Origin of the sequence: Criibacterium bergeronii (assembly GCF_001693775.2) — a bacterium.
Classification (GTDB): Bacteria; Bacillota; Clostridia; order Peptostreptococcales; family Filifactoraceae; genus Peptoanaerobacter; species Peptoanaerobacter bergeronii.
Window position 1 is genome coordinate 66,138 of sequence record NZ_MBEW02000002.1, and the last position, 23,897, is coordinate 90,034.

The window sequence follows — 23,897 nt, forward strand, 5'->3', positions numbered from 1 at the left end:
ATGCAAGATTTAAATAACCAAAAGACAAATACAAAATCAGGTAGACATAAACAGCGTACCAATGCAATGAAAATAATATATCAACTGATTTTTAATGATGATTTTGAAGAAGTAGTGCCTATATACTTTGAGGAAAATGAAATTGATAGACTTTCGGCTACTTATTTGAATGAAATCTTGGATATATTTAAACAAAATAAGTCTGAGGTTGACGATATACTGGAAAATTCTTTGCATGAAAATTGGAACATAAAAAGACTTTCGAAAATTGATTTGGCAATATTAAGGGTAGCAATTATAGAAATGCAATTTTTAAAAGCACCTTATAAAGTAGTAATAAATGAGGCAGTAGAGCTTGCAAAAGAATATTCTGATGAAGAGTCATATGGATTTGTAAATGGAGTATTAAAGACATATTTGCAAAAATATCAGGGAGAGCAATCTGATGAAGCTTAAGACATTTACTGTCACAAAAGTTAATCAGTTACTGTCAAACTACGTTTCAGAAAATCCTATATTTAATGTCTTGTCAATTACAGGAGAGGTCATAGACTACAAGGAAACAAACTATGGATACAATTTCTTGTCATTAAAAGACGAACAATCTAGAATTAGAGCTATGGTTTTTACAAAAACCTTGGGAGACATAAAGCTAAAAGACGGAGATGTGATTACAGCTGTTGGCAAAATTAGCTTTTACTCAAGATATGGGACTTACACCTTTTTAGTAAATAAACTGGAGGTTCAAGGAATTGGTTATAATTTTGAGCAATTTGCAAAATTATATAAAGAGCTTGCTGCCTTAGGCTATTTTGAAGAAAGTAGAAAAAAACCACTGCCAAAATATCCAAATGTTATAGGAGTGGTGACTTCAACCACTGGAGCTGCATTACAAGACATACGAGCTGTAATAATAAGGAGATATCCGAAAATCACTATGCTGGTTTGCCATGCAAAAATGCAGGGAGATAATGTAGATGTTGAAGTAGCAGACGCAATCCATAGACTAGAAAAACTTGGAGTTGACACAATAATCTTATCAAGAGGTGGTGGAGATGCTGATGACTTAGCAGCATTTAATTCCAAATTAATAGCGGACACAATATATAACAGCGATGTACCAATAATTTCTGCCATAGGTCATGAAATAGATTTTAGTATAAGCGATTTTGTAGCAGACAAAAGAGCAGCTACACCCTCTATTGCTGCTGAGATATCTGTACCTGAGATTAGTGAAGTGATAAAAAAAATTGATGATTTAAAAGACGACATCACTCAGTCGTTTAATCAGGTATTACAAAATTATAAACTCAAGCTTAGTTTTCTTGAAAAAGAAATAAAGCTAGGCTCACCAGCTCAAAAAATTTATGAAAAAAAGATGATGATGAAGGATTTACAATCAATGCTTAATAGTCAGTTTACAACACTTATTTATAGTTATAAGCAAAGACTTCAAAATATTGAAAAAATATTATCTTCATCAGATTATTCTAAAGTCTTGGAAAAAGGCTTTGCCATGGTAAAAAAAGATGGCAAGATAATTCAGTCAGCCGATGAGCTTTTAGTTGGCGATGATTTATTAATTGAGTTTATGACAGGCAGTGCGAGTGCTACTGTAAACAATATAACAAAAGGAAGATAAAAATTGAGTACAAAAAATGATTTTGAAAATAAAATGAATAGGTTGCAGGAAGTAGCGACAAAATTAAAATCTCAAGACATCACCTTAGACGAAGCATCTAAATTGTATGAAGAAGGTGTGAAGTTATCTAAACAGTGCAAGAAATATATTGATGAAAAAGAGCTTTTAATCAAAAATGTTGATGAAATGTAATTAAATACCTAATATAACAATTTAAAATTTAATTGTAGGGGAAAACTTCGTTCACATGAAAGTGTAAGACTATCAATAATTATTAATTATACTAGTATCTATTTAAAAAATCACTATGCTTGAAAAAGTGTAGTAGTGTTTGACGAGCAAGATTGCTAACGCTATGAGCGTAGCGAACAAAAGTGCCCCGAGGAAAGAAAATACAATTGGATTTTCAATCAGGTTTTAGGATAAATCAATTTTTCGAGTTTTAGTTCAGAGTATTTATAATAAATCATTTTAAAAAGCTCTATAATCTTAATTGGGCAAACCCAAAGAGAGATTATAGAGCTTTTTTTGTTTATATTTATTTTTTCTATCATGATACATAAAATGAGGTAGAAAAGCAAATGTTATACTAACTTATACTGACATACCTTTAAATTTATAGTAAAATAATGAATTATGAGAAAAGTATACGAAATAAGTGAACAAGAATATAAACAAGTTGAAGAAATAAGAAAAGCTAACAATAATAAGACGCTAGATAAAAAATTACGAGTAATAACTCTAAGATTTCAAGGATATAAGAATGTTGAAATTGCAGAAATTATATAGTACACACCTAACTATGTAGTGCGTAGCAGTCAATACTTTGGACACATTTTTGGAATATTTTTTCTAATAAATATAAAAAATTACACACTCATTTCTTGATATTTTTTCTCGTACTCATTTGGAGTTAAGTAACCAAGTGAACCGTGAGGTCTTTTATTGTTGTACCTTTGGATGTATTCGAAACAAGAAAAATATAACTCTTTTATGTTCTTATAAGTTCTGCATTTACAAGCTCTCTATTCGAAGGCTTTGAAAAAAATGTTTGTAATATGTGCTTCTATTCACATTCAAAACTCTGCAAAGAGTATTGATATTATGTTCTTTTCTAAGTTTGTAGACATCAGTTAGTCTCTGCCTGAGTGTGGCGTGAATATGGCAATCGCTTTTTTTAATATTAAGTTTTCCTCTGGTATGAAAAACTTTAGAAAATTTAGAAATAAGATATTATTAACTCTTAATTGAAAGATATGTGTTTTAGACAGTATAAGTAAAAAAATCTGTCAAGATAATATAAATCTCAACAGACATTTTGACAAATTTCAACAACCTATTTAGATAAAAATGAAAATATCTCTAAAATAGGTTTGTTTGCTATACAAAAAAATAAAACATTTATAAATCAATAGAAGTAAAGACAATTATTGAAAATAAAACACAAGGAAAATATTAAACAAAAAATTTTTTTAATTATTTTTCACCCTACTATTGACAAAGAACCTTTATTATTTTACTGCATTTGCTATTTTTGTTTTGCGTGTAAGGATTGAATTAGCATATTTTGTATTATAGTTTCCTTTTGATACGTTTCCGCTGCCCCAGTTGTAAGAGGAGAGCGCTCTTATTTCGTCTCCAAACATTTTATATCCTGTTGATAGGGCACTTACACCTGCACGAATGTTGTCTTCAATTATTAAGGCTCTGTCTACTGTTATTCCCATATATGGCATTGCACTGTAGTATAGTTGCATTAGTCCATATGCACCATTACCTACTGCGTTTGGGTTAAATCTGCTTTCTTGTTCCATGATTGCATAAACTATATATTTGTTTATTCCGTAGTCTGCTGTGTTTTTATTTACTGCGTTGATAATTCTTAATGCTTGGTCTGTACTTAAAGCTGGATTGGTCCTCATGATGTAATTGAATATGTTGTTGTCTTCTTGTGAAAGCTCAGAGGATGTATTTACTTGAGTTGAATATTGGGATTTTGCCTCTGTTTCTTTTTTTAGTCTTTCTTCTTCAGCTTTTTTTTCAGCTGCCAGTCTTTCTTTTTCGGCTACCAATTTTTCTGTGTCACCGACTACTGTGATTGCTGAATTAAGGTTAGCAACTTTTTCGGTGCTGTCTATATACACGAAATCAGGGGAGTCTGCAAATGATACCGTTAATGGACAAATTGATATTGCCAGTGCTAGCAAAATCTTTTTATTTAATTTTAACATAAAATATATCCTTTCTTGGTAAATACTCTATTTTCTATATAAAGTTAAAGTTTTTAAACAATTCTTTTACATAGATTTCAAATATTACAATCTGTAAGATATTATACACTAATTTTAAATAAAATGCAATAGACCGGATATATTGGAATTACACAATAGTTGTTCACGATACAAATATTTCAAATTTTCAATAATTTGTTACAAATGTTAATTTGTTTTTGCAATTTGTAGTAAACGTCAATTTAAAATGTCATGTCGTTTTAATAGGTATTGCTGATACAAATAATTAAATCATCAATAAAGGCGGGGTATGTTCATCGAAGGAGCTTTTAGGCTAACGCTGTAGGCGAAAGCACTCCAAGATGAATTTACCCCGCCTTTTATTAGAAAATAGTAGTGTTAATATTTTTTGCTGATAAAATTTATTTTGCAAGTAAAAAGTTTTCTTATCTACCATAGGATTTAAATTTTTCTTTCATAAATTTCATTTCATTGTCGTCTAATATGAATGGCTTACCTACAGACCTAGCAATCATATAGGTCATAGAGCATTCTTCTACTGTGCTGGCTAAGCTAAATGCCTTTTCTATATTTTCTCCATAAGCGATTTGACCATGATTGGCAAGTAGGCAAGCTTTTCTATCTACTAATGCGGCTACAGCTGCCATGCCGATTTCTTTTGTGCCAAATGACTGATATTCAGCACATCGTACATTATTTCCACCGCCGGAGGCAACAAGATAATTAGATGCCGGTAATTCTTCTCTCAAAATAGATAAAGAGGTCGCATAAACAGAGTGACAATGCACTATAGCATTTGCCTCAGGGTAATTTTTGTAAATCATAGTGTGCATTTGTAATTCGGTAGATGGCTTTCTTTTTCCCTCTACAATATTACCGTCAAAATCAAGCACTGGTATATCATCAGGTTTCATTTCAAAATAATCTTGACCGCTTGTGCTGATTACCATAAGACTTTTTTCTCTGTCAATAATAGATATATTTCCACCTGTACCCTTTGTAAGACCTGATTTAATCATTTTTTGACAATAAGTGATTACATCTTTTCTTTGTTCTTCTAATAACATTGAAACCTCCAAATTTAATTCTGTTTTATTTATTTCAAGTTAATTATATAATCAATCTTTAAAAATTAAAATATAAATTTATATCTTAACTTATTTCCTTTTGTGTACTTTATTTTGTTGATGTTGTATAATGTAATTAACATCCAGTCAAACTAAAAAAAGGGGTTATTTATGATAAAAAAATATGAAGTAAACAGTAAGGATTTAACATCGGATATAAAGATAAAAAATCATAAATTTAATACAACCTTGGACTTTGGAAAAGTAAAAGGAAATTTAGGACAAAAAAGAGCTTGTGATGCCTTGGACTACGGAATGAAAATGCGTATAAAGGGATACAATATATTTGTAAGTGGACTAACGGGTACAGGAAGAAGTACCTATGTGCATAGACTTAGCGATGAATTTGCAAAACAAAATTTTGACAAAAAAACTATAAAAGATTACATTTATGTGTATAACTTTAAAAACCAGTATGAACCTATATGTATAGAGCTACCGGCTGGTGAAGGAAAATTATTTCAGACGACAATTCAAAAAACATTTTCTAAAATAAAAAATGAGCTGACAAAAAGCTTTTCATCCACAAAATATATTAATAGCTACTCAAAATTTGAAAGTGTATATGATGAGGCAGTAGACAAATCACTGGAAAAACTAAACAAAAAGGCAAAGACCAAAAAAATAATGTATCATGCTGTAGACGATGGCTTGGTAAGCGTACCTATAAACAGTGACGGAAGTATACTTTCGGATGACGATATGGAAAATCTTACACATGATGATTTTATAAGATACAAAAATAATATCAGCAGGCTGAGTACAGACTTAAATAAAGCACTGGATGAAATAAAAAATGCTCAAGAAAATTATGAGAAAGCCATTGAAACCTTTGACAAGGAGATTGTCCAAAAAATATTGGACAATTGGTTTGAAAATTTGTATGTTGAATATTCCTATAACAAAAAGATAATGGAATACCTAAATGATGTTGAGCAGGACATCATTGATAACCTTGACAAGTTTAAAATGTCGGAGGCAAAGGGCAGGGTAATCATATCTTCTATTGCAAAAAGTAGAGATTTTTTCGACAGATACAAGGTTAACCTGTTTATAGATAATTCCAAGGCAGATAGACTGCCGGTAGTTACAGAAATCAATCCGACCTATTATAATTTAAATGGATATTTGGAATATAGGAATAAGCAAGGTTCATTTTACGCAAGCTTTTTAGATATAAAATCCGGAGCACTTCATAGAGCAAATGGCGGGATTTTGATAATAAATGTGCATGATTTGCTTGCAAATCCTTATTCTTGGGATTGCATAAAAAGAGCACTAAATACTCAGAGTGTGAAAATAGACTCACTTTCACAACACAGTGCCTATATAATCACCACATCATTAAAACCTGAAAAAATAGATTTAAATGTGAAAATAATACTTATAGGTGATTACGAAACCTATGATTTGCTATATGATTATGATGAAAATTTCAGCAAATTGTTCAGAGTTTTGGCAGAATTTGACACGCAGATGGATAACACAGCCACAAATCAGAAAAATTTTGCAAGCATAATAAAACTAAAGTGTGAAGAAAAACACATAAAACAACTTGATAAAGAGGCACTATTTGAGCTGATAAGATATAGTAACAGGCTAGCAGAAGATAAAAACAAGCTTTCATCAATGTTCAACAAGATAATGGATGTAATATATGAAGCAAACTTTTTATCAGAAAGCCAAAATGAATTCATCACAAAAGACGATATTAAAAATGCTCTAAAACAAAAGATATACAGAAACAATATGTATCAAGAACATTTGTACGATATGTATAAGGATGGCTCACTGTTAATCAAGATTGATGGAGAGGAAATAGGTCAAATAAATGGCTTGGTAGTAATTACAGAGGGGGATTATACCTTTGGCTCAGTTTCAAAAATAACTGCGTCCAGCTATATAGGCAAAGAGGGCATCATAAATATCGAAAGGGAAATAAAAACCTCAGGTTCATCGCATGATAAAGGCATAATGACACTTGCAGGCTATATCGGCAGAAGATACGGCAAAGAAAAAAATCTTTCATTCACATCATCCATAACATTTGAGCAAAATTATGGCTATATAGATGGTGACAGTGCATCGTCTACAGAGCTTTACGCAATATTTTCTTCCATCGCAGATATACCACTAAAACAATATATTGCGGTGACAGGCTCAGTTAGTCAGCTTGGTGAAATCCAGCCAATAGGAGGAGTTAATGAAAAAATTGAAGGTTTTTACAATATTTGCAAGCTTAAAGGTCTTACAGGAAACCAAGGTGTCATTATACCGAAATTAAATGTGCAAAATCTTGTATTAAATGATGAGGTAATAGCATCATGTGAAAGCGGAGCTTTTCATATATATGCGATATCAACAGTCGATGAAGGATTAGAAATATTGACAGGACTAAACAAAAAACAAATTGATGAAAAAATGAATGATACACTCCAAAAGTTTATAGACTATTTTGAGGCAGATGTAGACCAGCAGGACGATTGATAATAAAATAAATTACTGGTATTAAGGAGAAATTGTGAGTAAAATAGAAGAAGTAATAACTCTTAAAGAAACGGACTACTTAACCCTTTATGATTTAAAATACACAAATCGTCTAGGACAAAAAAAATCATGGTCTGCTGTATCTAGGAAGAAAAAAGCAGATTATGAAAAAAGACTGTTCAACAAAGAAAGCAAAAAGGACGCAGTGCTGATTGCCGCCTATCACGAAAAACAGGACAAGCTGGTGCTTGTAAAGCAATTTAGAGTACCAATAAATGATTATATCTATGAGATACCGGCAGGACTTATTGACATGGGTGAGGACACGGCAGTTTGTGCAAAAAGAGAGCTAAAAGAAGAAACAGGACTGGAGATAAAAAAAATAGTAAAAATACAAAAAAATGCCTTTATATCTCCGGGTATGACTGATGAATGTGCAGACTTGGCTATAGTAATATGTGATGGCAAAATATGCTATGACTACCTAGAGCCGGATGAAGATATAGAAATAGTGCTTTGTTCAAAGGAAGAGTTAGAAAAATTAATTAATAGCGGTGAAAACCTTGATATAAAAACAATTATGACTATAAATATGTTTTTGTATGCAAAACAAAGCTATTGGAATTTGTAATTTAATCAAAAATAACAAAAACTAGTTTTTTAAAATATTTTTATATGATAAAATATATAGAATACGAAATTTTTGTGGACTGCGAACTCAATTTTATAAAATAATTATCAAATGGGAGGAAAAATGAAAAGAAAAGTTATTTTTGCGATTTTATTTTCTTTTATAGCATTATCGTCTTTGGATTCCCATGCCTTGACAACAAGCCAAAGAGAACACCTTATAGGTTACGTTCCATCTAGCAGCTATGTATATGATGGAGAGTATTACGATGAGGACGAGGATAGATACTACGAAAGATATTACAACAAGGACGATTCGCAATATTACTACAGGTATATTTACAATGACAGCACTTTTTACAACGGCAGATATAACTATGGGATTTTTAGAGAGTCCAATTATGATAAATTAAATAATTATAGCAAAACAATTTATAGATTTGAAGATACCTACACAAAAAATGACAGGAAACATTATGTGACTGTCGAATATTATTATCAAAATAATGACAAGGTTTATAGTGTTTATGACTATTACTATGACAGCAACGATAAAAAAATTTACGATGTCAATGTGACACAAAGAAAGCTTTCAAACAGCGACTTGGAATATTACCTAGACAATTATCTACCTGCATCAAAATACACTAAAGACGATGAAAGATATCGTAATTATTACAGGGACAGATATTATTATAGAAATGATATATTCTATGAGGACAGCTATAGGAGGCATACAATCAACAATAAAACCACATATGTATATGATGACAGCTATTATGATAGAAATGACTACAGACATTATGTAAGCATAGAATATTATTATGAAAGTGGTAAAAAAGTATACACTGTCCAAGACTATTATTATAAGAATAATAGCAGGAAATACTTAGTAGATGTGAAAGACAAAAAGTTATCCGATAGCGAATTGGACGATTATCTTTACGATTATTTAAGATATAGAATTAATAATGACAGGTATTATGACAGTAGATATGACAGATACTATGATGACTACTATAATGGCAGAGGTAAATATTATGAAAAAGTGCCAAAATACACAACAGAGCATTCATTTTTAGACAAGCTTGACAGTATACCATATTATAGGTATAGAGATAGATATAGAAATGACAGATATGTGAATAATGACCCAGTACCAACAACTCAAGAAGAGTATTTCGCACAAAAAAACAAAAAAATTCTTGAAGAGAGAAAGTAAGAGGAGAAATAGATGGAGATTAAGCAATTCAAAAAAATACTGGTTGCAAATCGTGGAGAAATAGCAATCAGAATTTTTAGAGCGTGTAAAGAGCTTGGCATTAGAAGTGTAGCAATATATTCTGCCCAAGATAAAAAGTCGCTTTTTAGGACAAAGGCAGATGAGTCATATCTTATAGGAGCTAATAAAACACCTGTTGCAGCATATCTTGTAATAGACGAAATAATCTCTCTAGCAAAAAGAAAAGGTGTAGATGCAATACACCCCGGCTATGGATTTTTGTCAGAAAATGCAGAATTTGCAAGAAAATGCGAACAAAATGGAATTACATTTATAGGACCTAGTGCAGACTCCATAGAGTCTGTCGGAGATAAAATAAAATCCAAAATTGTAGCACAAAAAGCCGGTGTGCCTACATTATCAGGCATACAAAAGGCAGCAAGAAATGATGAAGAGGTAAAACAATTTGCTACTGAATGTGGCTACCCAATCATGCTAAAGGCATCTGCCGGTGGCGGCGGAAGGGGTATGAGGATAGTCAAAAATGAACAAGAGCTTTTAGATAAATATCATCAGGCAAAATCAGAGGCAAAAAAAGCATTTGGCATAGACGATATTTTTGTAGAAAAATATATACATTCGCCAAAGCATATAGAAGTGCAAATACTTGGTGATAGCCAAGGCAACATTGTGCATTTATATGAAAGAGACTGCTCAATCCAAAGACGACATCAAAAAGTAGTTGAGTTTGCACCTTCATTGATACTTACAGATGAAAAAAGAAAACAAATTTGCGAAGATGCAATCAAAATAGCAAAGCAAGTAAATTATGTAAGTGCTGGCACTGTCGAATTTTTACTTGATAAAGACATGAACCATTACTTTATCGAGGTAAACCCAAGAATACAGGTTGAGCATACAGTAACAGAGGAAGTTACAGGCTATGACATAGTTGAAAGTCAAATATTAATAGCACAAGGTTATCCATTATCCTATGAAGGTATCGGCATAAAAAGCCAAGCAGATGTATCTCCTAGAGGATATGCTATCCAATGCAGAATAACAACAGAAGACCCATTAAATGACTTTGCTCCGGACACCGGCAAGATAGACGTTTACCGAAGTGGCTCAGGTAAGGGCATAAGGCTTGACGGTGGCAATGCTTTTGCAGGTTCTGTAATAAGCCCATACTATGACAGCTTGCTGGTAAAAGTAACCTCACATGGCAGAACATTTACAGATGCTATTAAAAAATCAGCAAGAGCAATAGGTGAAATAAAAGTCACAGGAGTAAAAACAAACAAGTCATTTTTACTAAATGTGTTAAATTCTGAGCAGTTCCAAAAAGGTACTTGTACTACATCATTTATCAGTGATAACCCATGGCTTTTTGAGATAGAGACAGAACCTGACAAGGAATTAAGAGTATTGAATTTTATTGGTGAAAAAATAGTAAACGAAACCGGCGGAGATAAAAAGACCTTTGACGTAGTTAAACCAATGAAAATTAAAGACCTGCCTGACTTATATGGTACAAAACAGATACTAGAAGAAAAGGGCGTAGACGGTCTTATGGCTTGGGTAAAATCCCAAAAGAAACTGCTGATGACCGATACAACCATGAGAGATGCCCATCAGTCACTACTTGCAACAAGAGTTAGAACTGTTGACATGATAAATTGTGCAAAAGCTACAGCAATGTACGAAAAAGATATGTTCTCCCTTGAAATGTGGGGCGGAGCTACCTTTGACGTTGAATATAGATTTTTAAAGGAGTCTCCATGGGAAAGATTAAGGGAGCTGAGAAAAAGAATTCCAAACATACTTTTTCAAATGTTATTTAGAGGCTCAAACGCCGTAGGATATAAAAATTATCCTGATAATGTCATAAGAGCCTTTATAAAAGAGGCAGCGGATGAAGGCATAGATATATTTAGAGTATTTGACTCTTTGAACTGGCTTGAGGCAATTAAGCCATCAATCTATGCAGTAAAAGAATGTGGCAAGGTAGCAGAAGGTACAATGTGTTATACAGGGGATATAACAGACGAAACTAGAGATAAGTATACACTAGAATACTATGTAAAAATGGCAAAGGAAATAGAAAAATCCGGTGCAGACATGGTCGGTATTAAAGATATGTCATCCTTGCTAAAGCCAAGAGCGGCTACAAAATTAATAACAGCACTAAAAAATGAAATCTCTATCCCAATACATCTACACACGCATGATACATCAGGTAATGGTGTAGCAACAATACTTGCAGCTACTAAAGCAGGAGTAGACATTGCTGATGCAGCACTAAGCTCAATGTCAGGCTTGACTTCTCAGCCATCATTAAACTCTATAGTTGCAGCCTTAGAAGGTGATGATAGAGATACAGGCTTTAATTTAGACGATTTAGAAAAAGTTTCTCAGTATTGGTCAAGTCTAAGACCTATATACGAGCATTTTGAGTCAGATTTAAAATCAGGCACTACAGAAATTTATAAACTGGAAATCCCTGGCGGACAATATTCCAATCTTAAACCGCAGGTAGACAGTTTTGGACTTTCAGATAAATTTGATAGCGTAAAGCAGATGTATCGTACAGTTAATAAAATGATGGGCGATATAGTTAAAGTTACACCATCTTCTAAGATGGTTGGTGATATGGCTATATTTATGGTACAAAATGATTTAACAGATGAAAATATTTACGAAAAAGGAGCTAATCTAACATATCCGGATACAGTAGTAAACTACTTTACAGGAATGATGGGGCAACCTGAGGGAGGATTTCCTGAAAGACTTCAAAAGCTAGTATTAAAGGATAAAAAACCAATCCAAGGCAGACCGGGTGCACTAATGCCTGATGAAGATTTTGACAAGGTGAAAAAATATCTTGACGAAAAATACGGCATAGATGCAACTATGAAACAATGTCTAAGCTATGTGTTATATCCAAAGGTATACGAAGATTACCTAAGCTCCTTAGAGGAATATGGAAGATTATCTCACATGACCAGCGATGTATTTTTCCATGGCTTAGCAGAGGGTGAAACCTGTGAAGTTGAAATAGAAAATGGCAAAATTTTAATCATAACTTTACTTGAAATAGGCAAGCATCAAGATGGCGGAAAAGTAAAATTATCATTTGAAATAAATGGCAACAGAAGAGACATAATGATAAACGATAAAAACTTCTTAGCGTTGCAGACAAATGAGGAAATGACAACTGTATTTGTAAACGAAAATGATAGTAGTGATGTAGGTTCGTCAATACCCGGCACGATTGTAGAAATAAATGTCAAAGAGGGCGACCAAGTAGCAGAAGGACAAAGCCTAGTTGTAATTGAGGCTATGAAAATGGAAACAGATATAGTTGCTAAACAAGATGGTATAGTTGAGGCAATATATGTAAAAGAAAAAGACCAAGTGCAGTCCGGACAATTAATAATGAAATTGAAATAATATAAGGCTAAACCGTACAATAGATTTGTACGGTTTGGTGTTTTACATATTTTTATAGCATAGATTTTTAGAAATGAGGCTGAATAAAATATTTAATAAGGGTTATTTATACGCTACAAGTGCTGCTTTTTTATTTGGAGCTATGCCACTGATGACAAGGGTGTTATACACCATGGGGTTTGACTCACTAAGCTGTGCATTTTATAGGATGAGCTTGATGTTGGTTGTTATGCTGGCATTTAATTATTTTGTGACAAAACAAAATTTAAAATTGAGCTTTTCAGATGCAAAAAGATATTTTTTTGTGGCGTTGTTTTTTGCATTAAATGCGTTGACATTATTTGCGTCATACAACTATATTGAGTCAGGCGTGGCTACATCAATTCACTTTGTGTATCCTGCAATCACTTTTGTAGCTGCCGGGTTGTTATATAAAAGGAAACCAAGTAACGTTGATATTTTTTGTATTGTAGCTAGTATGTTGGCAATATACATTATAATGGATTTTAAAAAGATGAATAATGTTGCTGGGGTAGTTTTGTCATTAGCCTCAGCGTTTGCATTTTCTGCATACGGGTTATTGCTTGAGAGGTTTAAATTTGAAAATAAGTCTGCATTAGTTAAGCTTTTTTATGTGAATTTGTTTAGTGCAGTAATCATATTTGTTTATTCGCTTTTTCAACCAAAGGGAATTTATGTGCCAAGTAAAGATTTAAACGCATGGCTTTTAGTTATTATATATGCGTTTTTTGTAACTTTGGGTGGAACATTATTATTTCAGCAAGCTATTTGTGCAATAGGAGCGACTTATTCTTCTCTTATTTGCACATCAGAGATAGTTGTAAGCATAATTTTGGGATTTATATTTTTATCTGAAAATCTTAGTATTAAGCAGTTGATTGCAATTATATTAATTATTATGTCTACGGTTGTACTTATATTATCAAAGGCAAAAAATAAAAATTAAGAATTAGTCAAGTAAATTTTGATAGAATTAGTCAAAATAATAAAGATAATACAAAGGAATTTTGATGAAGAATAAATATCTAAAAAATATGCCTATGAATTTAGCGATTATAGCCATATTAATATTTATAACATTTAAATATCTTATAACAGGATTTAGTAGTCAGGATATTAAAGACGCATATAATATTTCACAAAAGAGTTATTTAGTCGTTGCAATGTTATTTGCTATTTTATATATGTTTTGTGAGGCTAAAAATACGAAAAGGCTGTTAAATTCTTTTGGTTATGATGCAAAAATATTTCAGACAGTAAGGTATGCCTTTACAGGTTTTTTCTTTGCGGGGTTAACCCCATCTGCTACGGGTGGGCAACCTGTGGAAATATTTGTAATGAAAAAAGAGGGGATAAAGATTTCTCACTCCTCTTTAGTGCTTATGCTGGAGCTATGCTCTTTTCAGCTAGCTACTGTAATTATGGCACTGGTAGGGTTCTATTATAATTTTGATTACATTGTGAATGGTGACAACATTTATACTTATGTGATATTTTTTGGTATTATAATTAATTTCTTAATTTTTTTATTTATATTTTTTGCGATTTTTTCAAAAAGATTTTTAAAATATATAAAGGGAATATGTTATTTTTTCATTGATAAATTAAAGTTCATAAAGGATAAGGATAAAAAGAAAAAACTGGTTGACAGCGGACTTGATGACTACAGATATAGCTCAATATATGTAAAATCAAACAAGCTGATAGCATTTAAGACACTTGTCACTTCTTTCATACAAGTATCGATTTTATATTCAATTTCATATATTGTTTACAGAGCACTTGGATATGAGGAGTTAAGTTTTTTCTCAGTGTTTTTCTTGCAGGCTTTGGCATTTGTGTCTGTATCGGCAATGCCTCTGCCCGGTGCTATAGGTATCAGTGAAAAGGTCTTTAACTTCTTATTTTTACCAACCTATGGCAAATTATTAAATGAGGGGCTTATCTTAACTAGAGGGATAAATTTTTATTTTTTGTTTTCGGTAAGTGCACTTGTTTTTTTTGTATCCTATAATAAATATGTATTTGGAAGAAATAAAGTAAATGGAAAAGCTTAAAATAAATGAAATAATAGTAGTAGAGGGAAAAGACGATGTGTCTGCTGTGAAAAAGGCAGTAGATGCTGAGATACTAATGACCAATGGGTATAGCCTTGATAAAAGGGCAAGAGATTTGATAAAAGCTGCCTCACTCAGGAAAAAATTGATAATACTGACTGACTCAGACTATGCCGGAGAGGTCATCAGAAAAAGAGTAGAAAAGCTTGTGGGCAGTGAAAATGTTGCTCACGCATTTTTATCTAGAGAGGTTAGTACAAAAGATGGAGATATCGGTGTGGAAAATGCCTCTCCTGAGTCTATAGCTGAGTCACTTTCAAAAGTGCGTTTTACAAAAAAAGATAAAGAGGATATTTTTACCCAAAAAGATATGCTGTATAATGATTTAGTAGGCGGCAATAATTCATCAAATAAAAGAGATTTTGTGGGAAAATTGCTTGGCGTTGGATATTGCAATGCAAAACAATTTTTGTCTAGGTTAAATACATTTGACATCACTAGAGAAGAATTTAATGATGCACTAAATAAATATGAAAATGAGGTATCAAATGGCTGAGCTTAGTTCAAGAAATAATGTAAAAAGAATAATTGAAAAATATAAATTTAGATTTTCAAAATCCCTTGGACAAAACTTTTTGGTTGATAGTGCGGCACTTGATACTATTATAGATGCGGCTGATGTAAACAAGGATGACGTGGTGCTTGAAATAGGTACAGGAATAGGCACACTTACTGAAAGACTTTGCCAAAATGCAAAAAAAGTCATAGCAGTTGAAATAGACAGCTCACTTGTCCCAATTTTAGAGGAAACTCTTGAAGGCTATGACAACTACGAAATAATCAATCAGGACATTTTAAAAACTGATATAAGTAAATTACTAGAGCAAAGAAATATTATGCAAAGTATAAAGGTTGTGGCTAATCTACCTTATTACATTACAACAGCTATAATTTTAAAGCTTTTGGAAGAAAATATTAATCTTGATTTAATGGTACTTATGCTACAAAAAGAAGTGGCAGACAGATTAAATGCCAAAAAATCTACAAAAGACTACGGTTCGTTATCTATTGCGGTACAATTTTACTGCGATACAGATATAGTCGATACGATTTATAAGGAGTCATTTATACCGGCACCCAAGGTAGACTCCAGTGTAATCAGACTTACAAAAAGAAAAGAAAAAAAATATATAGTAAAAGACGAACAGTTATACTTTAAGCTTGTAAGGGCAAGTTTTGCTAAAAGAAGAAAGACTATTATAAATTCTATTTTGGGGTATGAAGATTTTACCGATAAAGAAAAAATTTTAAAAGCACTTGAATTATCTGAACTAGACCCTAAAATTAGAGGAGAGGCACTTTCATTAGACGAATTTGCTAGACTTGCAGATAATTATTATGATTTAAATCAGAAGTAAAACAGCAAAAATATAGAGGTGAATAATGAAATTTGTTTCATGGAATGTAAATGGTCTAAGAGCCGTTATGAAAAAGGATTTTGAAGGAATATTTAAAAGTTTTGACGCAGATGCCTTTTGCCTGCAAGAAATAAAATTGCAAGAGGGGCAGGTAGATATCAAATTTGATGGATATTATGACTACTGGAACTATGCTCAAAAAAAAGGCTACTCAGGTGTAGCCATCTTCACAAAAAATAAGCCAATAAACGTAAGCTATGGTATGGGTATGGAAAAGCATGATACAGAGGGCAGGCTAATTACTTTAGAATATGAAAATTATTATCTAATTACCTGCTACACTCCAAACTCCAAGCCGGAGCTTGCAAGGATTGACTATAGACAGGAATGGGAGGACGATTTTAGAGAATATCTAAATAATTTAGACAAGATAAAACCCGTTATAATTTGCGGAGATTTAAACGTGGCACATCAGGAAATAGATTTAAAAAATCCTCAATCAAATCGCAAAAATCCGGGATTTTCAGACCAAGAAAGAGAAAAATTTACAGCATTACTTGCTTCAGGCTTTACGGATACATTCAGATATCTTTATCCTGATAAGACAGATGCCTATAGCTGGTGGTCATACAGATTTAATGCTAGAAAAAATAACGCAGGCTGGCGTATAGATTATTTTTGTATATCTGACAGATTGAAAGATAATCTCAAAGAGGCAACAATACATGACGATATTTTTGGCTCAGACCACTGTCCAGTATCAATAGATATAGAGTTATAAGAAATATTTTTTAAATATAGTAGGGGCGAACTATGTTCGCTAGTAAATCGGGATTTTTATAAAAAATTTGATATAGGGTCTTATTATAAACATCAATGATATTTTGGTAAATCGGATTTGGCAAATAAAAATATTGAAAGCTTGATTGAAGATAGTAGTATTAGCAAAAATTAAAAGTCGAACTTATTTTGTAGATAAGTTCGACTTTTTTTACAAGACGGGGTCTGTATCATGCAGGATGTTTCGTATTTTAGTTTTAATTTTTTCACTACCAATTACAGCAGGCTGAAAATTATTTCCGCCATATATTCCAGTCCAAAGGACAGGCACATTTTCATATTTTGCAGTGACTTTGCCGGCAGAGTCTTTTGTAAGAGAAATTTTTACCATAATTGTTTCAGGAAATGAGCTTGAATTATAATTTGGGAAAAAGAAATTTCCAAGAGAATAATATATTTTTTTATCCTTATAATATTCGGTCTTTTGCAGTGCATGAGGGTGCATTCCTAGCACTAAATCCACTCCGTTATCAATCATCCTATGGGCATTTACGACTTGTGCCTGATATACATCGTAAGTTTCTTGACCTCCGCCGTGCATATAGGCAAATATGAAGTCTGCACCTTGAGATTTAAGTTTAGCAACTCTTTGCTGTATTACATCATCAGTGGCATAACTGCTAACGAACGCATAAAACCCAAGCATACCTATTTTAAAGCCATCTTTTTCAAAAATTTGAGTTTTGTCTACAGTAACTGCTCCAAGCTCTGGGTCGTTTGTAGGCATTAAATTTGTACCGAAAATTTTGAAATTATTTTGAGTTAAAAATTGATTAGACTCGTCAAAGCCCGCTTGTTTATAGTCCTGCATATGATTATTTACAACATTTAGATACATTATGTTGCTGGTCGAAAGTATTTTTGCATACTCTTTACTTCTAACCTTGTATGAGTAAATTTTGCCCGGAAGATAGCTTTTAGAGTCTGTAAACACACTTTCAAGATTGGCAACATTAAAATCAGTGCTTTTTAAATATGGTTGTAAATTTTTTAGAAAAAATTCAGGACCATTTTTTTCATATACTGAGTCAAAACGTATTCTTTGACCAAAAAATGAGCCTAGAGAAATATCGCCCATTGCATAAAAATTAATAGTTACCGGCGGCACAACAGATGGAGTTTTTTCCTCAACACTGTTTGTATTAGAAGTATTTACCTTAGCCTCAGTAATATTTTTTTGCTCTTTTGTTATTTGAGGTGTCACTTTAACCCCAAATACAAAGTAGCTTGCGAAGATAAATGTAAAAACAGCAACGCATAAAATAATTATTGTATTTTTCATTTTTAATCCTTTCATTCATTTACTTAAATTTTACAATTTTTTGTAAATAATTACAAGGGTGGTTAATGTATTATTTTTGATTTTATGGTATAATAAGCAAATAATTTATTATACAAGGAATGTAAAATTAAAATGTATTCATTTAAAGATTCTATAGTAGAATTACAAAACAAAATAGGGTATGAATTTAAGAACCAAAAACTAATAGCAACAGCTCTAACACATAGCTCGTATGCCAACGAAAATAAGAGAGTGCACGACAATGAGAGATTGGAATTTTTGGGAGACTCAGTGCTGAGCCTTGTAGTGTCGGATTATATATTTAAATATAAAACAAAAAGGGAAGGTCAGCTTAGCAAAATACGTTCCAAGGTAGTGTGTGAGGAGTCTCTTGCAGTAGTTGCCAATAAGCTCCAGCTTGGCAAATATATCAGGCTTGGAAAGGGTGAAAAAGCAGCAGGGGGCACAAGGAGAGATTCAATACTAGCGGATTGTGTTGAGGCGATAATAGCTGCAATTTATCTTGATTCCGATTTAGATAATGTGAGCAAATATATTATTTCATGGCTTGAAGAAGAAATTGTTTCTACCAGTAAGGTAAAAGATATTAACGACTATAAGAGCAAGCTACAAGAGGAAGTCCAAAAAGTTGCCGGCTCTGTATTAAAATATAGTGTAATTTCTGAAGAGGGGTTACCTCACGAAAAATTATTTAAAATGGGAGTTTATCTAAATGATGAGCTAATTGGTACTGGTGTGGGCAAAAATAAAAAGCTTGCTCAGCAAAACTCTGCAAAAGACGCTCTTGAAAATCTTGATAAAAAGAATTAAAGTAAAAGCTATGACAAAAATTTTATATATAAAATATTTAGAAAATGGTTCAAAAAAATTAAAAAAAACGGCCTCTGTTTTTATACCGCATTATGGTTGCAGATATGATTGTGTATTTTGTAATCAGGTAAAAATATCAGGAATGGACAAAAAGTTTGACTACGAAAGGGCAAGACAAGATATTTTAAGAGACATTGGTTCAATGGATGAGGGGGTTACTCCTGAGATAGCATTTTTTGGAGGTAGCTTTACAGCTATTGATGAAGAGGTGCAAGAAAATTGCCTTTCAATGGCAAATGAAATCAGAGATTTATTTGGAGGGAATTTACTTATCAAGATGTCAACTAGACCTGACGCAATTGATAAAAATGTTATAGATAGGCTCAAAAGATACAAGGTTGACACTGTAGAACTTGGCGTGCAGAGCATGGATGACGAAGTGCTTTTAGCAGCAAATAGGGGTCATAACAGTCAGGACGTGTATGCTGCATCATATATGATAAAAGAGGCAGGCATAGAGCTGGGGCATCAGATAATGGTAGGGCTACCAAAGGATACTGAGCAAAAACTTCACGATACTGTTGAAAAGGTATTGGAAATTCGTCCCAATATTGCTAGAATTTATCCGGTGCTGGTTATTAAGGATACTCAGCTGGAAAATATGTGCAAGTCAAATAAGTATAAGGCACTTAGTGTAGCTGAGGCTGTTAGATTATCAGCTTATGTATATAAAAAGTTTACAGACTCAGGTATAAATATTATTAGGACAGGTCTACAAGCTACTGATAATATAAATATCGACAAGGATGTAGTTGCAGGACCTTTTCACAGTGCATTTGGTGAGCTGGTAATAAATTATTTGCTGAGACAAGAAATTGAAAGGGTGCTTATAGGTGAAGATTTTATCAAAAAGAAACTGGTAATCAGGTCTCCTAAAAGCTACATTTCCAAGATTATTGGAAACAAAAAATCAAATGTGAAGTATTTTAAAGAAAAATATGATGCTAAATTAATAGTGTTAGAAGATAATAATAATGATTATATAAATGTTGAATGTATTTCATAGTTAGTGTGACGTACTATTAAAACAGGAGAAATCATGCTTATAATTTATTCAAAAAATATAGTTTTAAAAGAAAAGATAGTAGCAGGCTATATTAAAATAATTGGAAATACTATTGATTCCATTACCGACTATGTAACAGAGGATGAAGAGGCTTTTGTTGTGGATGTTGGAGAGTCCTTTGTGATGCCGGGATTTATCAATCTAGGGAGCAGTGTTTTTAATGATGCAACAAAGCAATGCAACACAAGGGAAGAATTGTTAAGAGCCATTAGACCGGTTATATACAGCTACACCATAAATGGCGTCACAAGGCTATATCACACAATTAAATATCATTATTATGAACAAGAATATGAAAAGCTAGCCGAAGTTTTGCGTTTTATAAAAACTCAGGCTCACATTACCCCTATCGATAATTTTGTTCATTTGAAGTTTCAAATAAAAACTGAGCAAACTACTGATGCTATAAAGAAATTGATAGATGATAAATTGGTAGATTTCTTGTCATATGATGCTTTAAAGGATTATAAAAATGTGAATATGTATAGAGATTATTATACAATTAACAACCTTGAGCAAAAGCTTAATTTATCATCGGAAATGTCAGATAAATTGTTTGAAAAGCTTAGACAGCTAAGAGAAGATGTAAATATAGATGAGTTGTCATATTTAGTAAAGTACGCTCACTATAAGGGATTAAAGATAGGTACATCAAGACTTAGGTCAGGGGAGCAATTGTTAAAGCAGTACAAGGACGCCCCAGATATTTTAAATATTAAAAATACTTATGATTATTCACTAAAACACGATGACTGGTTTAAACTAGTATCATCGTCTGCAATAATAGAAAACTTTGATGAAAGCTATACAAAAGAGCTTTTATTAAAAGACAAAGTGATTGTGGCGTCTTTTTCCAATCCATGCGACCATTTGCTATATCTTGAGATGGCGGAAAAATATATGGGACTGCCAAAAGCAGTGTCCACAATTAGTAAAAATCCTGCCCAAATGCTAAACTTAAGACATTATGGAGAGATTAAAACAGGAAACATAGCGGATTTATGTATATACAAAAAAATTGATGATAAATATACCCTTACAAATATGATAAAAGATGGAAAAATAAGAATTTCATTAGATATATAGCAAAAAAAAGTTTTTAAAAAATAGGAATATAAAATGTATAATAAAATTAATTTATTATATTTTAGTCCAACTGGTAATTCAAAAAAAGTTGTTGAAACGATAGGTAAAGAATTAGGAGAAATTAAAATAGTATACGATTTGACATTAAAACCCAATAGACAAAATCAAATACAGTTTGGCAGTGATGATTTAGTAGTTTGTGGCGTACCGGTGTATGGAGGGAGACTGTCATAGCTGTTACTTGACGCATTTAGTAAAATTTATGGCGATAACACACTTGCAGCACTAGTAGTTTTATGGTAGCAGAGCTTATGAGGACGCATTATTAGAGCTAAAAGATATATTTTCAAATAATGGGTTCTTGCCAATAGCTGCAGGAGCATTTTTGGGATAACATTCTTATACTGAAAAAGTTGCCACAAATAGACCGGATACTCAGGACATAGCTATTGCCAAAGATTTTGCTTAGAAAATAAAAGCCAAGATTGAAAAGATAGATAATCTTAGTGAATTTTCAAAATTGGAAGTTCTAGGCAATTTTCCATATAAAATATGGAACACAAGACCATCTACACCGCTTACAGACGAAAAATGTGTAGATTGTAAAATATGTGCAAAAACCTGCCCGACTGAGGCAATTGACCTTGAGGATGTTACAAAAATAGATGCTGAAAAATGTATAAAATGCTCAAGTTGTGTTCAAAAATGCCCAGTGAAAGCCAAACATATTGTGACAGAAGATATAGAAAATATTAGAAAAATGTTAATTGCAAATTTTGCAGACATAAGAAAAGAACCAGAATTATTTATTTAAGTTTATAAAATTTTTGTAAAAATTAATCAATGTTTAGGAGAACAAATGGAAAATCAAAGCGTATTAGTAATAGACTTTGGTGGTCAATACAATCAGCTAATAGTAAGAAGAGTAAGAGATGCAGGAGTGTATGCACAGCTACTTCCTTATACAGCGACATATGAAAAAATAAAAGAAAAAAATCCATCTGCAATAATTTTTACAGGTGGACCTCATAGCGTTACCGCAGAAGGTGCACCGGATATAGACCAAAGAGTGTTTGACATGGGAGTACCAATACTTGGAATTTGCTATGGAATGCAGCTGATTGCTAAAAAATTAGGTGGCAAAGTAGTAGAAGGAGAAAAAAGAGAGTACGGAAAAATTGATGTGGAGCTGGATAAAAATACTGAGCTATTTTCAAATATAGGTTACGAAAAACAAAGCTACATGAGCCATACATATATGGTAGGGCAAATGCCTGATGGATTTGAAAATGTCGCAAAAAGTGCACAATGCCCAAACGCAGCGATGCAAAATATTAACAAAAATATCTATGCCGTACAGTTTCACCCGGAAGTAAACCATACACTTTTTGGACAGAAAATGCTTGAAAATTTCCTATTTAAAATAGCAAAACTAGAAAAAAATTGGAACATGGATGATTTTGCAGCACAAAAAATAGCAGAAATAAAAGAAAAAGCAGGCGACAAAAAAGTAATTTGTGCATTATCAGGCGGAGTAGACTCATCAGTGGCTGCTGTATTAGTGAATAAAGCCATTGGTAAAAATCTTACCTGCATATTTGTTGACCATGGATTACTTAGAAAAAATGAAGCAGACGAAGTAATGAAATATTACGGTGAAGCATTTGATATGAATATCATAAAAGTAGATGCCTCACAAAGATTTTTGTCGAAATTAGCAGGAGTAACAGACCCCGAAAGAAAAAGAAAAATAATAGGCGAAGAATTTATCCGAGTATTTGAAGAAGAAGCAAAAAAAATAGGAGACATAGACTATCTAGTCCAAGGTACAATTTATCCGGATGTAGTAGAGTCAGGTACAGCAACCAGTGCGGTGATAAAATCACATCATAACGTAGGAGGCTTGCCAAAAGATATCACATTCGGATTAATAGAGCCACTTAGAGAATTGTTCAAGGATGAAGTAAGAGCAGTAGGCGAAAGCCTAGGTATACCACATTTCATGGTATGGAGACAGCCATTCCCAGGACCGGGGCTTGCCATAAGAATAATAGGCGAAATCACACCCGAAAAGCTGGAAAAAGTAAGAGATGCAGATGCGATATTTAGAGAAGAAATAGCTAACGCAGGACTAACAAAACAAATTTGGCAGTATTTTGCAGCCCTACCAGGAATAAAATCCGTAGGCGTAATGGGCGACGAAAGAACCTACTTTGATGCCATAGCACTAAGAGCCGTAACATCAAAAGACGCCATGACAACCGACTGGGCAAAAATACCATACGAAGTCCTAGACATCGTTTCAAGAAGAATAGTAAATGAAGTAAAAGGAGTAAATAGAGTAATCTACGACATAACAAGTAAACCCCCAGCTACGATAGAATGGGAATAATCGCAAAATTTTCTAAAATGGCTTGATTACA

22 protein-coding genes and 2 pseudogenes are annotated in these 23,897 nt (G+C 32.7%); 19 read left to right on the forward strand and 5 right to left on the reverse strand.

All coding sequences use genetic code 11. The annotated features are described in order from the left end of the window. From nusB to BBG48_RS10945, 4 genes are all read left to right on the forward strand, one after another. Nucleotides 1-456: a transcription antitermination factor NusB gene (gene nusB / locus BBG48_RS01490; RefSeq protein ID WP_068913797.1), complete on the forward strand. Its 456-nt coding sequence runs from the start codon at nt 1-3 to the stop codon at nt 454-456. Further along, on the forward strand, nt 446-1,642 hold the full coding sequence (gene xseA, locus BBG48_RS01495; protein WP_068913796.1) for an exodeoxyribonuclease VII large subunit: 1,197 nt from the start codon (nt 446-448) through the stop codon (nt 1,640-1,642). Before nusB ends, xseA begins: the two co-directional genes overlap by 11 nt. 3 nt (nt 1,643-1,645) lie before the next feature. Further along, nucleotides 1,646-1,834 carry an exodeoxyribonuclease VII small subunit gene (xseB, locus tag BBG48_RS01500; RefSeq protein ID WP_243446725.1) on the forward strand — a complete coding sequence of 63 codons (189 nt, stop codon included), beginning with the start codon at nt 1,646-1,648 and terminating at the stop codon, nt 1,832-1,834. 444 nt (nt 1,835-2,278) lie between these two features. After that, nucleotides 2,279-2,431, forward strand: a complete 153-nt coding sequence (locus BBG48_RS10945) for a hypothetical protein (protein WP_158527889.1) — start codon at nt 2,279-2,281, stop codon at nt 2,429-2,431. 80 nt (nt 2,432-2,511) lie between these two features. Here BBG48_RS10945 and BBG48_RS11550 read toward each other — a convergent pair. The 4 genes and pseudogenes from BBG48_RS11550 to BBG48_RS01515 all read right to left on the reverse strand — a co-directional run. Continuing rightward, nucleotides 2,512-2,646 (reverse strand): annotated as a pseudogene (locus BBG48_RS11550) (IS3 family transposase); the annotation flags it as partial. A gap of 8 nt (nt 2,647-2,654) precedes the next feature. After that, a pseudogene (locus BBG48_RS11555) lies at nt 2,655-2,844 on the reverse strand (IS3-like element ISSag5 family transposase); the annotation flags it as partial. Nucleotides 2,845-3,153: 309 nt separating this feature from the next. Then, nucleotides 3,154-3,873 carry a lytic transglycosylase domain-containing protein gene (locus BBG48_RS01510; RefSeq protein WP_068913795.1) on the reverse strand — a complete coding sequence of 240 codons (720 nt, stop codon included), beginning with the start codon at nt 3,871-3,873 and terminating at the stop codon, nt 3,154-3,156. Between the two features lie 446 nt (nt 3,874-4,319). Beyond that, nucleotides 4,320-4,961 carry an L-fuculose-phosphate aldolase gene (locus BBG48_RS01515; RefSeq protein ID WP_068913794.1) on the reverse strand — a complete coding sequence of 214 codons (642 nt, stop codon included), beginning with the start codon at nt 4,959-4,961 and terminating at the stop codon, nt 4,320-4,322. A gap of 171 nt (nt 4,962-5,132) precedes the next feature. Between BBG48_RS01515 and BBG48_RS01520 the strand changes: the two genes are divergently transcribed. The 9 genes from BBG48_RS01520 to BBG48_RS01560 all read left to right on the forward strand — a co-directional run bounded on the left by BBG48_RS01520 (nt 5,133) and on the right by BBG48_RS01560 (nt 17,090). Continuing rightward, a complete protein-coding gene (locus BBG48_RS01520) occupies nt 5,133-7,508 on the forward strand; it encodes an ATP-binding protein (RefSeq protein WP_068913793.1) in 2,376 nt (791 codons plus the stop codon). A 34-nt stretch (nt 7,509-7,542) separates the two neighbouring features. Then, the gene (locus BBG48_RS01525) at nt 7,543-8,139 is read left to right on the forward strand and encodes an NUDIX hydrolase (RefSeq protein ID WP_243446726.1); all 597 of its coding nucleotides are present in this window, start codon (nt 7,543-7,545) and stop codon (nt 8,137-8,139) included. 123 nt (nt 8,140-8,262) lie between these two features. Then, nucleotides 8,263-9,360 (forward strand): hypothetical protein, encoded by a 1,098-nt coding sequence (locus BBG48_RS01530; protein WP_068913790.1) that lies wholly within the window; start codon nt 8,263-8,265, stop codon nt 9,358-9,360. Between the two features lie 12 nt (nt 9,361-9,372). After that, on the forward strand, nt 9,373-12,813 hold the full coding sequence (locus BBG48_RS01535; protein ID WP_068913789.1) for a pyruvate carboxylase: 3,441 nt from the start codon (nt 9,373-9,375) through the stop codon (nt 12,811-12,813). A 73-nt stretch (nt 12,814-12,886) separates the two neighbouring features. Then, nucleotides 12,887-13,780, forward strand: a complete 894-nt coding sequence (locus BBG48_RS01540; RefSeq protein WP_068913781.1) for a DMT family transporter — start codon at nt 12,887-12,889, stop codon at nt 13,778-13,780. A gap of 64 nt (nt 13,781-13,844) precedes the next feature. Further along, the gene (locus BBG48_RS01545; RefSeq protein WP_068913779.1) at nt 13,845-14,891 is read left to right on the forward strand and encodes a lysylphosphatidylglycerol synthase transmembrane domain-containing protein; all 1,047 of its coding nucleotides are present in this window, start codon (nt 13,845-13,847) and stop codon (nt 14,889-14,891) included. Next, nucleotides 14,878-15,447 (forward strand): ribonuclease M5, encoded by a 570-nt coding sequence (gene rnmV / locus BBG48_RS01550; protein ID WP_068913777.1) that lies wholly within the window; start codon nt 14,878-14,880, stop codon nt 15,445-15,447. Before BBG48_RS01545 ends, rnmV begins: the two co-directional genes overlap by 14 nt. Next, on the forward strand, nt 15,440-16,309 hold the full coding sequence (gene rsmA / locus BBG48_RS01555) for a 16S rRNA (adenine(1518)-N(6)/adenine(1519)-N(6))-dimethyltransferase RsmA (RefSeq protein ID WP_068913776.1): 870 nt from the start codon (nt 15,440-15,442) through the stop codon (nt 16,307-16,309). The genes rnmV and rsmA overlap by 8 nt, the downstream gene beginning before the upstream one ends. 25 nt (nt 16,310-16,334) lie before the next feature. After that, a complete protein-coding gene (locus BBG48_RS01560; protein WP_068913774.1) occupies nt 16,335-17,090 on the forward strand; it encodes an exodeoxyribonuclease III in 756 nt (251 codons plus the stop codon). Nucleotides 17,091-17,300: 210 nt separating this feature from the next. On the opposite strand, the gene BBG48_RS01565 is transcribed toward BBG48_RS01560, so the two are convergent. After that, nucleotides 17,301-18,431, reverse strand: a complete 1,131-nt coding sequence (locus BBG48_RS01565; protein ID WP_068913772.1) for a CapA family protein — start codon at nt 18,429-18,431, stop codon at nt 17,301-17,303. 132 nt (nt 18,432-18,563) lie between these two features. On the opposite strand from BBG48_RS01565, the gene rnc reads away from it, so the two are divergent. The 6 genes from rnc to guaA all read left to right on the forward strand — a co-directional run bounded on the left by rnc (nt 18,564) and on the right by guaA (nt 23,866). Continuing rightward, nucleotides 18,564-19,262: a ribonuclease III gene (rnc, locus tag BBG48_RS01570; RefSeq protein WP_068913771.1), complete on the forward strand. Its 699-nt coding sequence runs from the start codon at nt 18,564-18,566 to the stop codon at nt 19,260-19,262. 10 nt (nt 19,263-19,272) lie between these two features. Next, the gene (locus BBG48_RS01575) at nt 19,273-20,328 is read left to right on the forward strand and encodes an elongator complex protein 3 (RefSeq protein ID WP_068913830.1); all 1,056 of its coding nucleotides are present in this window, start codon (nt 19,273-19,275) and stop codon (nt 20,326-20,328) included. Between the two features lie 33 nt (nt 20,329-20,361). Then, nucleotides 20,362-21,474: an amidohydrolase family protein gene (locus BBG48_RS01580; protein ID WP_068913769.1), complete on the forward strand. Its 1,113-nt coding sequence runs from the start codon at nt 20,362-20,364 to the stop codon at nt 21,472-21,474. Between the two features lie 33 nt (nt 21,475-21,507). Then, on the forward strand, nt 21,508-21,708 hold the full coding sequence (locus BBG48_RS01585; protein WP_094754456.1) for a flavodoxin family protein: 201 nt from the start codon (nt 21,508-21,510) through the stop codon (nt 21,706-21,708). Nucleotides 21,709-21,994: 286 nt separating this feature from the next. After that, complete coding sequence (locus BBG48_RS01590; protein ID WP_158527890.1) at nt 21,995-22,288, forward strand: 4Fe-4S binding protein; 294 nt, start codon at nt 21,995-21,997, stop codon at nt 22,286-22,288. A gap of 45 nt (nt 22,289-22,333) precedes the next feature. Continuing rightward, complete coding sequence (guaA, locus tag BBG48_RS01595) at nt 22,334-23,866, forward strand: glutamine-hydrolyzing GMP synthase (RefSeq protein ID WP_068913767.1); 1,533 nt, start codon at nt 22,334-22,336, stop codon at nt 23,864-23,866. Nucleotides 23,867-23,897: the final 31 nt, after the last annotated feature.

Coding starts and splice junctions, on each gene's coding strand:
- BBG48_RS01575 (WP_068913830.1), top strand. CDS start 19,273: ATGACAAAAATTTTATATATAAAATATTTAGAAAATGGTTCAAAAAAA.
- BBG48_RS01535 (WP_068913789.1), top strand. CDS start 9,373: ATGGAGATTAAGCAATTCAAAAAAATACTGGTTGCAAATCGTGGAGAA.
- rnmV (WP_068913777.1), top strand. CDS start 14,878: ATGGAAAAGCTTAAAATAAATGAAATAATAGTAGTAGAGGGAAAAGAC.
- BBG48_RS01540 (WP_068913781.1), top strand. CDS start 12,887: ATGAGGCTGAATAAAATATTTAATAAGGGTTATTTATACGCTACAAGT.
- BBG48_RS01580 (WP_068913769.1), top strand. CDS start 20,362: ATGCTTATAATTTATTCAAAAAATATAGTTTTAAAAGAAAAGATAGTA.
- BBG48_RS01585 (WP_094754456.1), top strand. CDS start 21,508: ATGTATAATAAAATTAATTTATTATATTTTAGTCCAACTGGTAATTCA.
- xseA (WP_068913796.1), top strand. CDS start 446: ATGAAGCTTAAGACATTTACTGTCACAAAAGTTAATCAGTTACTGTCA.
- BBG48_RS10945 (WP_158527889.1), top strand. CDS start 2,279: ATGAGAAAAGTATACGAAATAAGTGAACAAGAATATAAACAAGTTGAA.
- BBG48_RS01545 (WP_068913779.1), top strand. CDS start 13,845: ATGAAGAATAAATATCTAAAAAATATGCCTATGAATTTAGCGATTATA.
- BBG48_RS01520 (WP_068913793.1), top strand. CDS start 5,133: ATGATAAAAAAATATGAAGTAAACAGTAAGGATTTAACATCGGATATA.
- BBG48_RS01560 (WP_068913774.1), top strand. CDS start 16,335: ATGAAATTTGTTTCATGGAATGTAAATGGTCTAAGAGCCGTTATGAAA.
- BBG48_RS01530 (WP_068913790.1), top strand. CDS start 8,263: ATGAAAAGAAAAGTTATTTTTGCGATTTTATTTTCTTTTATAGCATTA.
- BBG48_RS01515 (WP_068913794.1), bottom strand. CDS start 4,961: ATGTTATTAGAAGAACAAAGAAAAGATGTAATCACTTATTGTCAAAAA.
- BBG48_RS01565 (WP_068913772.1), bottom strand. CDS start 18,431: ATGAAAAATACAATAATTATTTTATGCGTTGCTGTTTTTACATTTATC.
- rnc (WP_068913771.1), top strand. CDS start 18,564: ATGTATTCATTTAAAGATTCTATAGTAGAATTACAAAACAAAATAGGG.
- BBG48_RS01510 (WP_068913795.1), bottom strand. CDS start 3,873: ATGTTAAAATTAAATAAAAAGATTTTGCTAGCACTGGCAATATCAATT.
- rsmA (WP_068913776.1), top strand. CDS start 15,440: ATGGCTGAGCTTAGTTCAAGAAATAATGTAAAAAGAATAATTGAAAAA.
- nusB (WP_068913797.1), top strand. CDS start 1: ATGCAAGATTTAAATAACCAAAAGACAAATACAAAATCAGGTAGACAT.
- guaA (WP_068913767.1), top strand. CDS start 22,334: ATGGAAAATCAAAGCGTATTAGTAATAGACTTTGGTGGTCAATACAAT.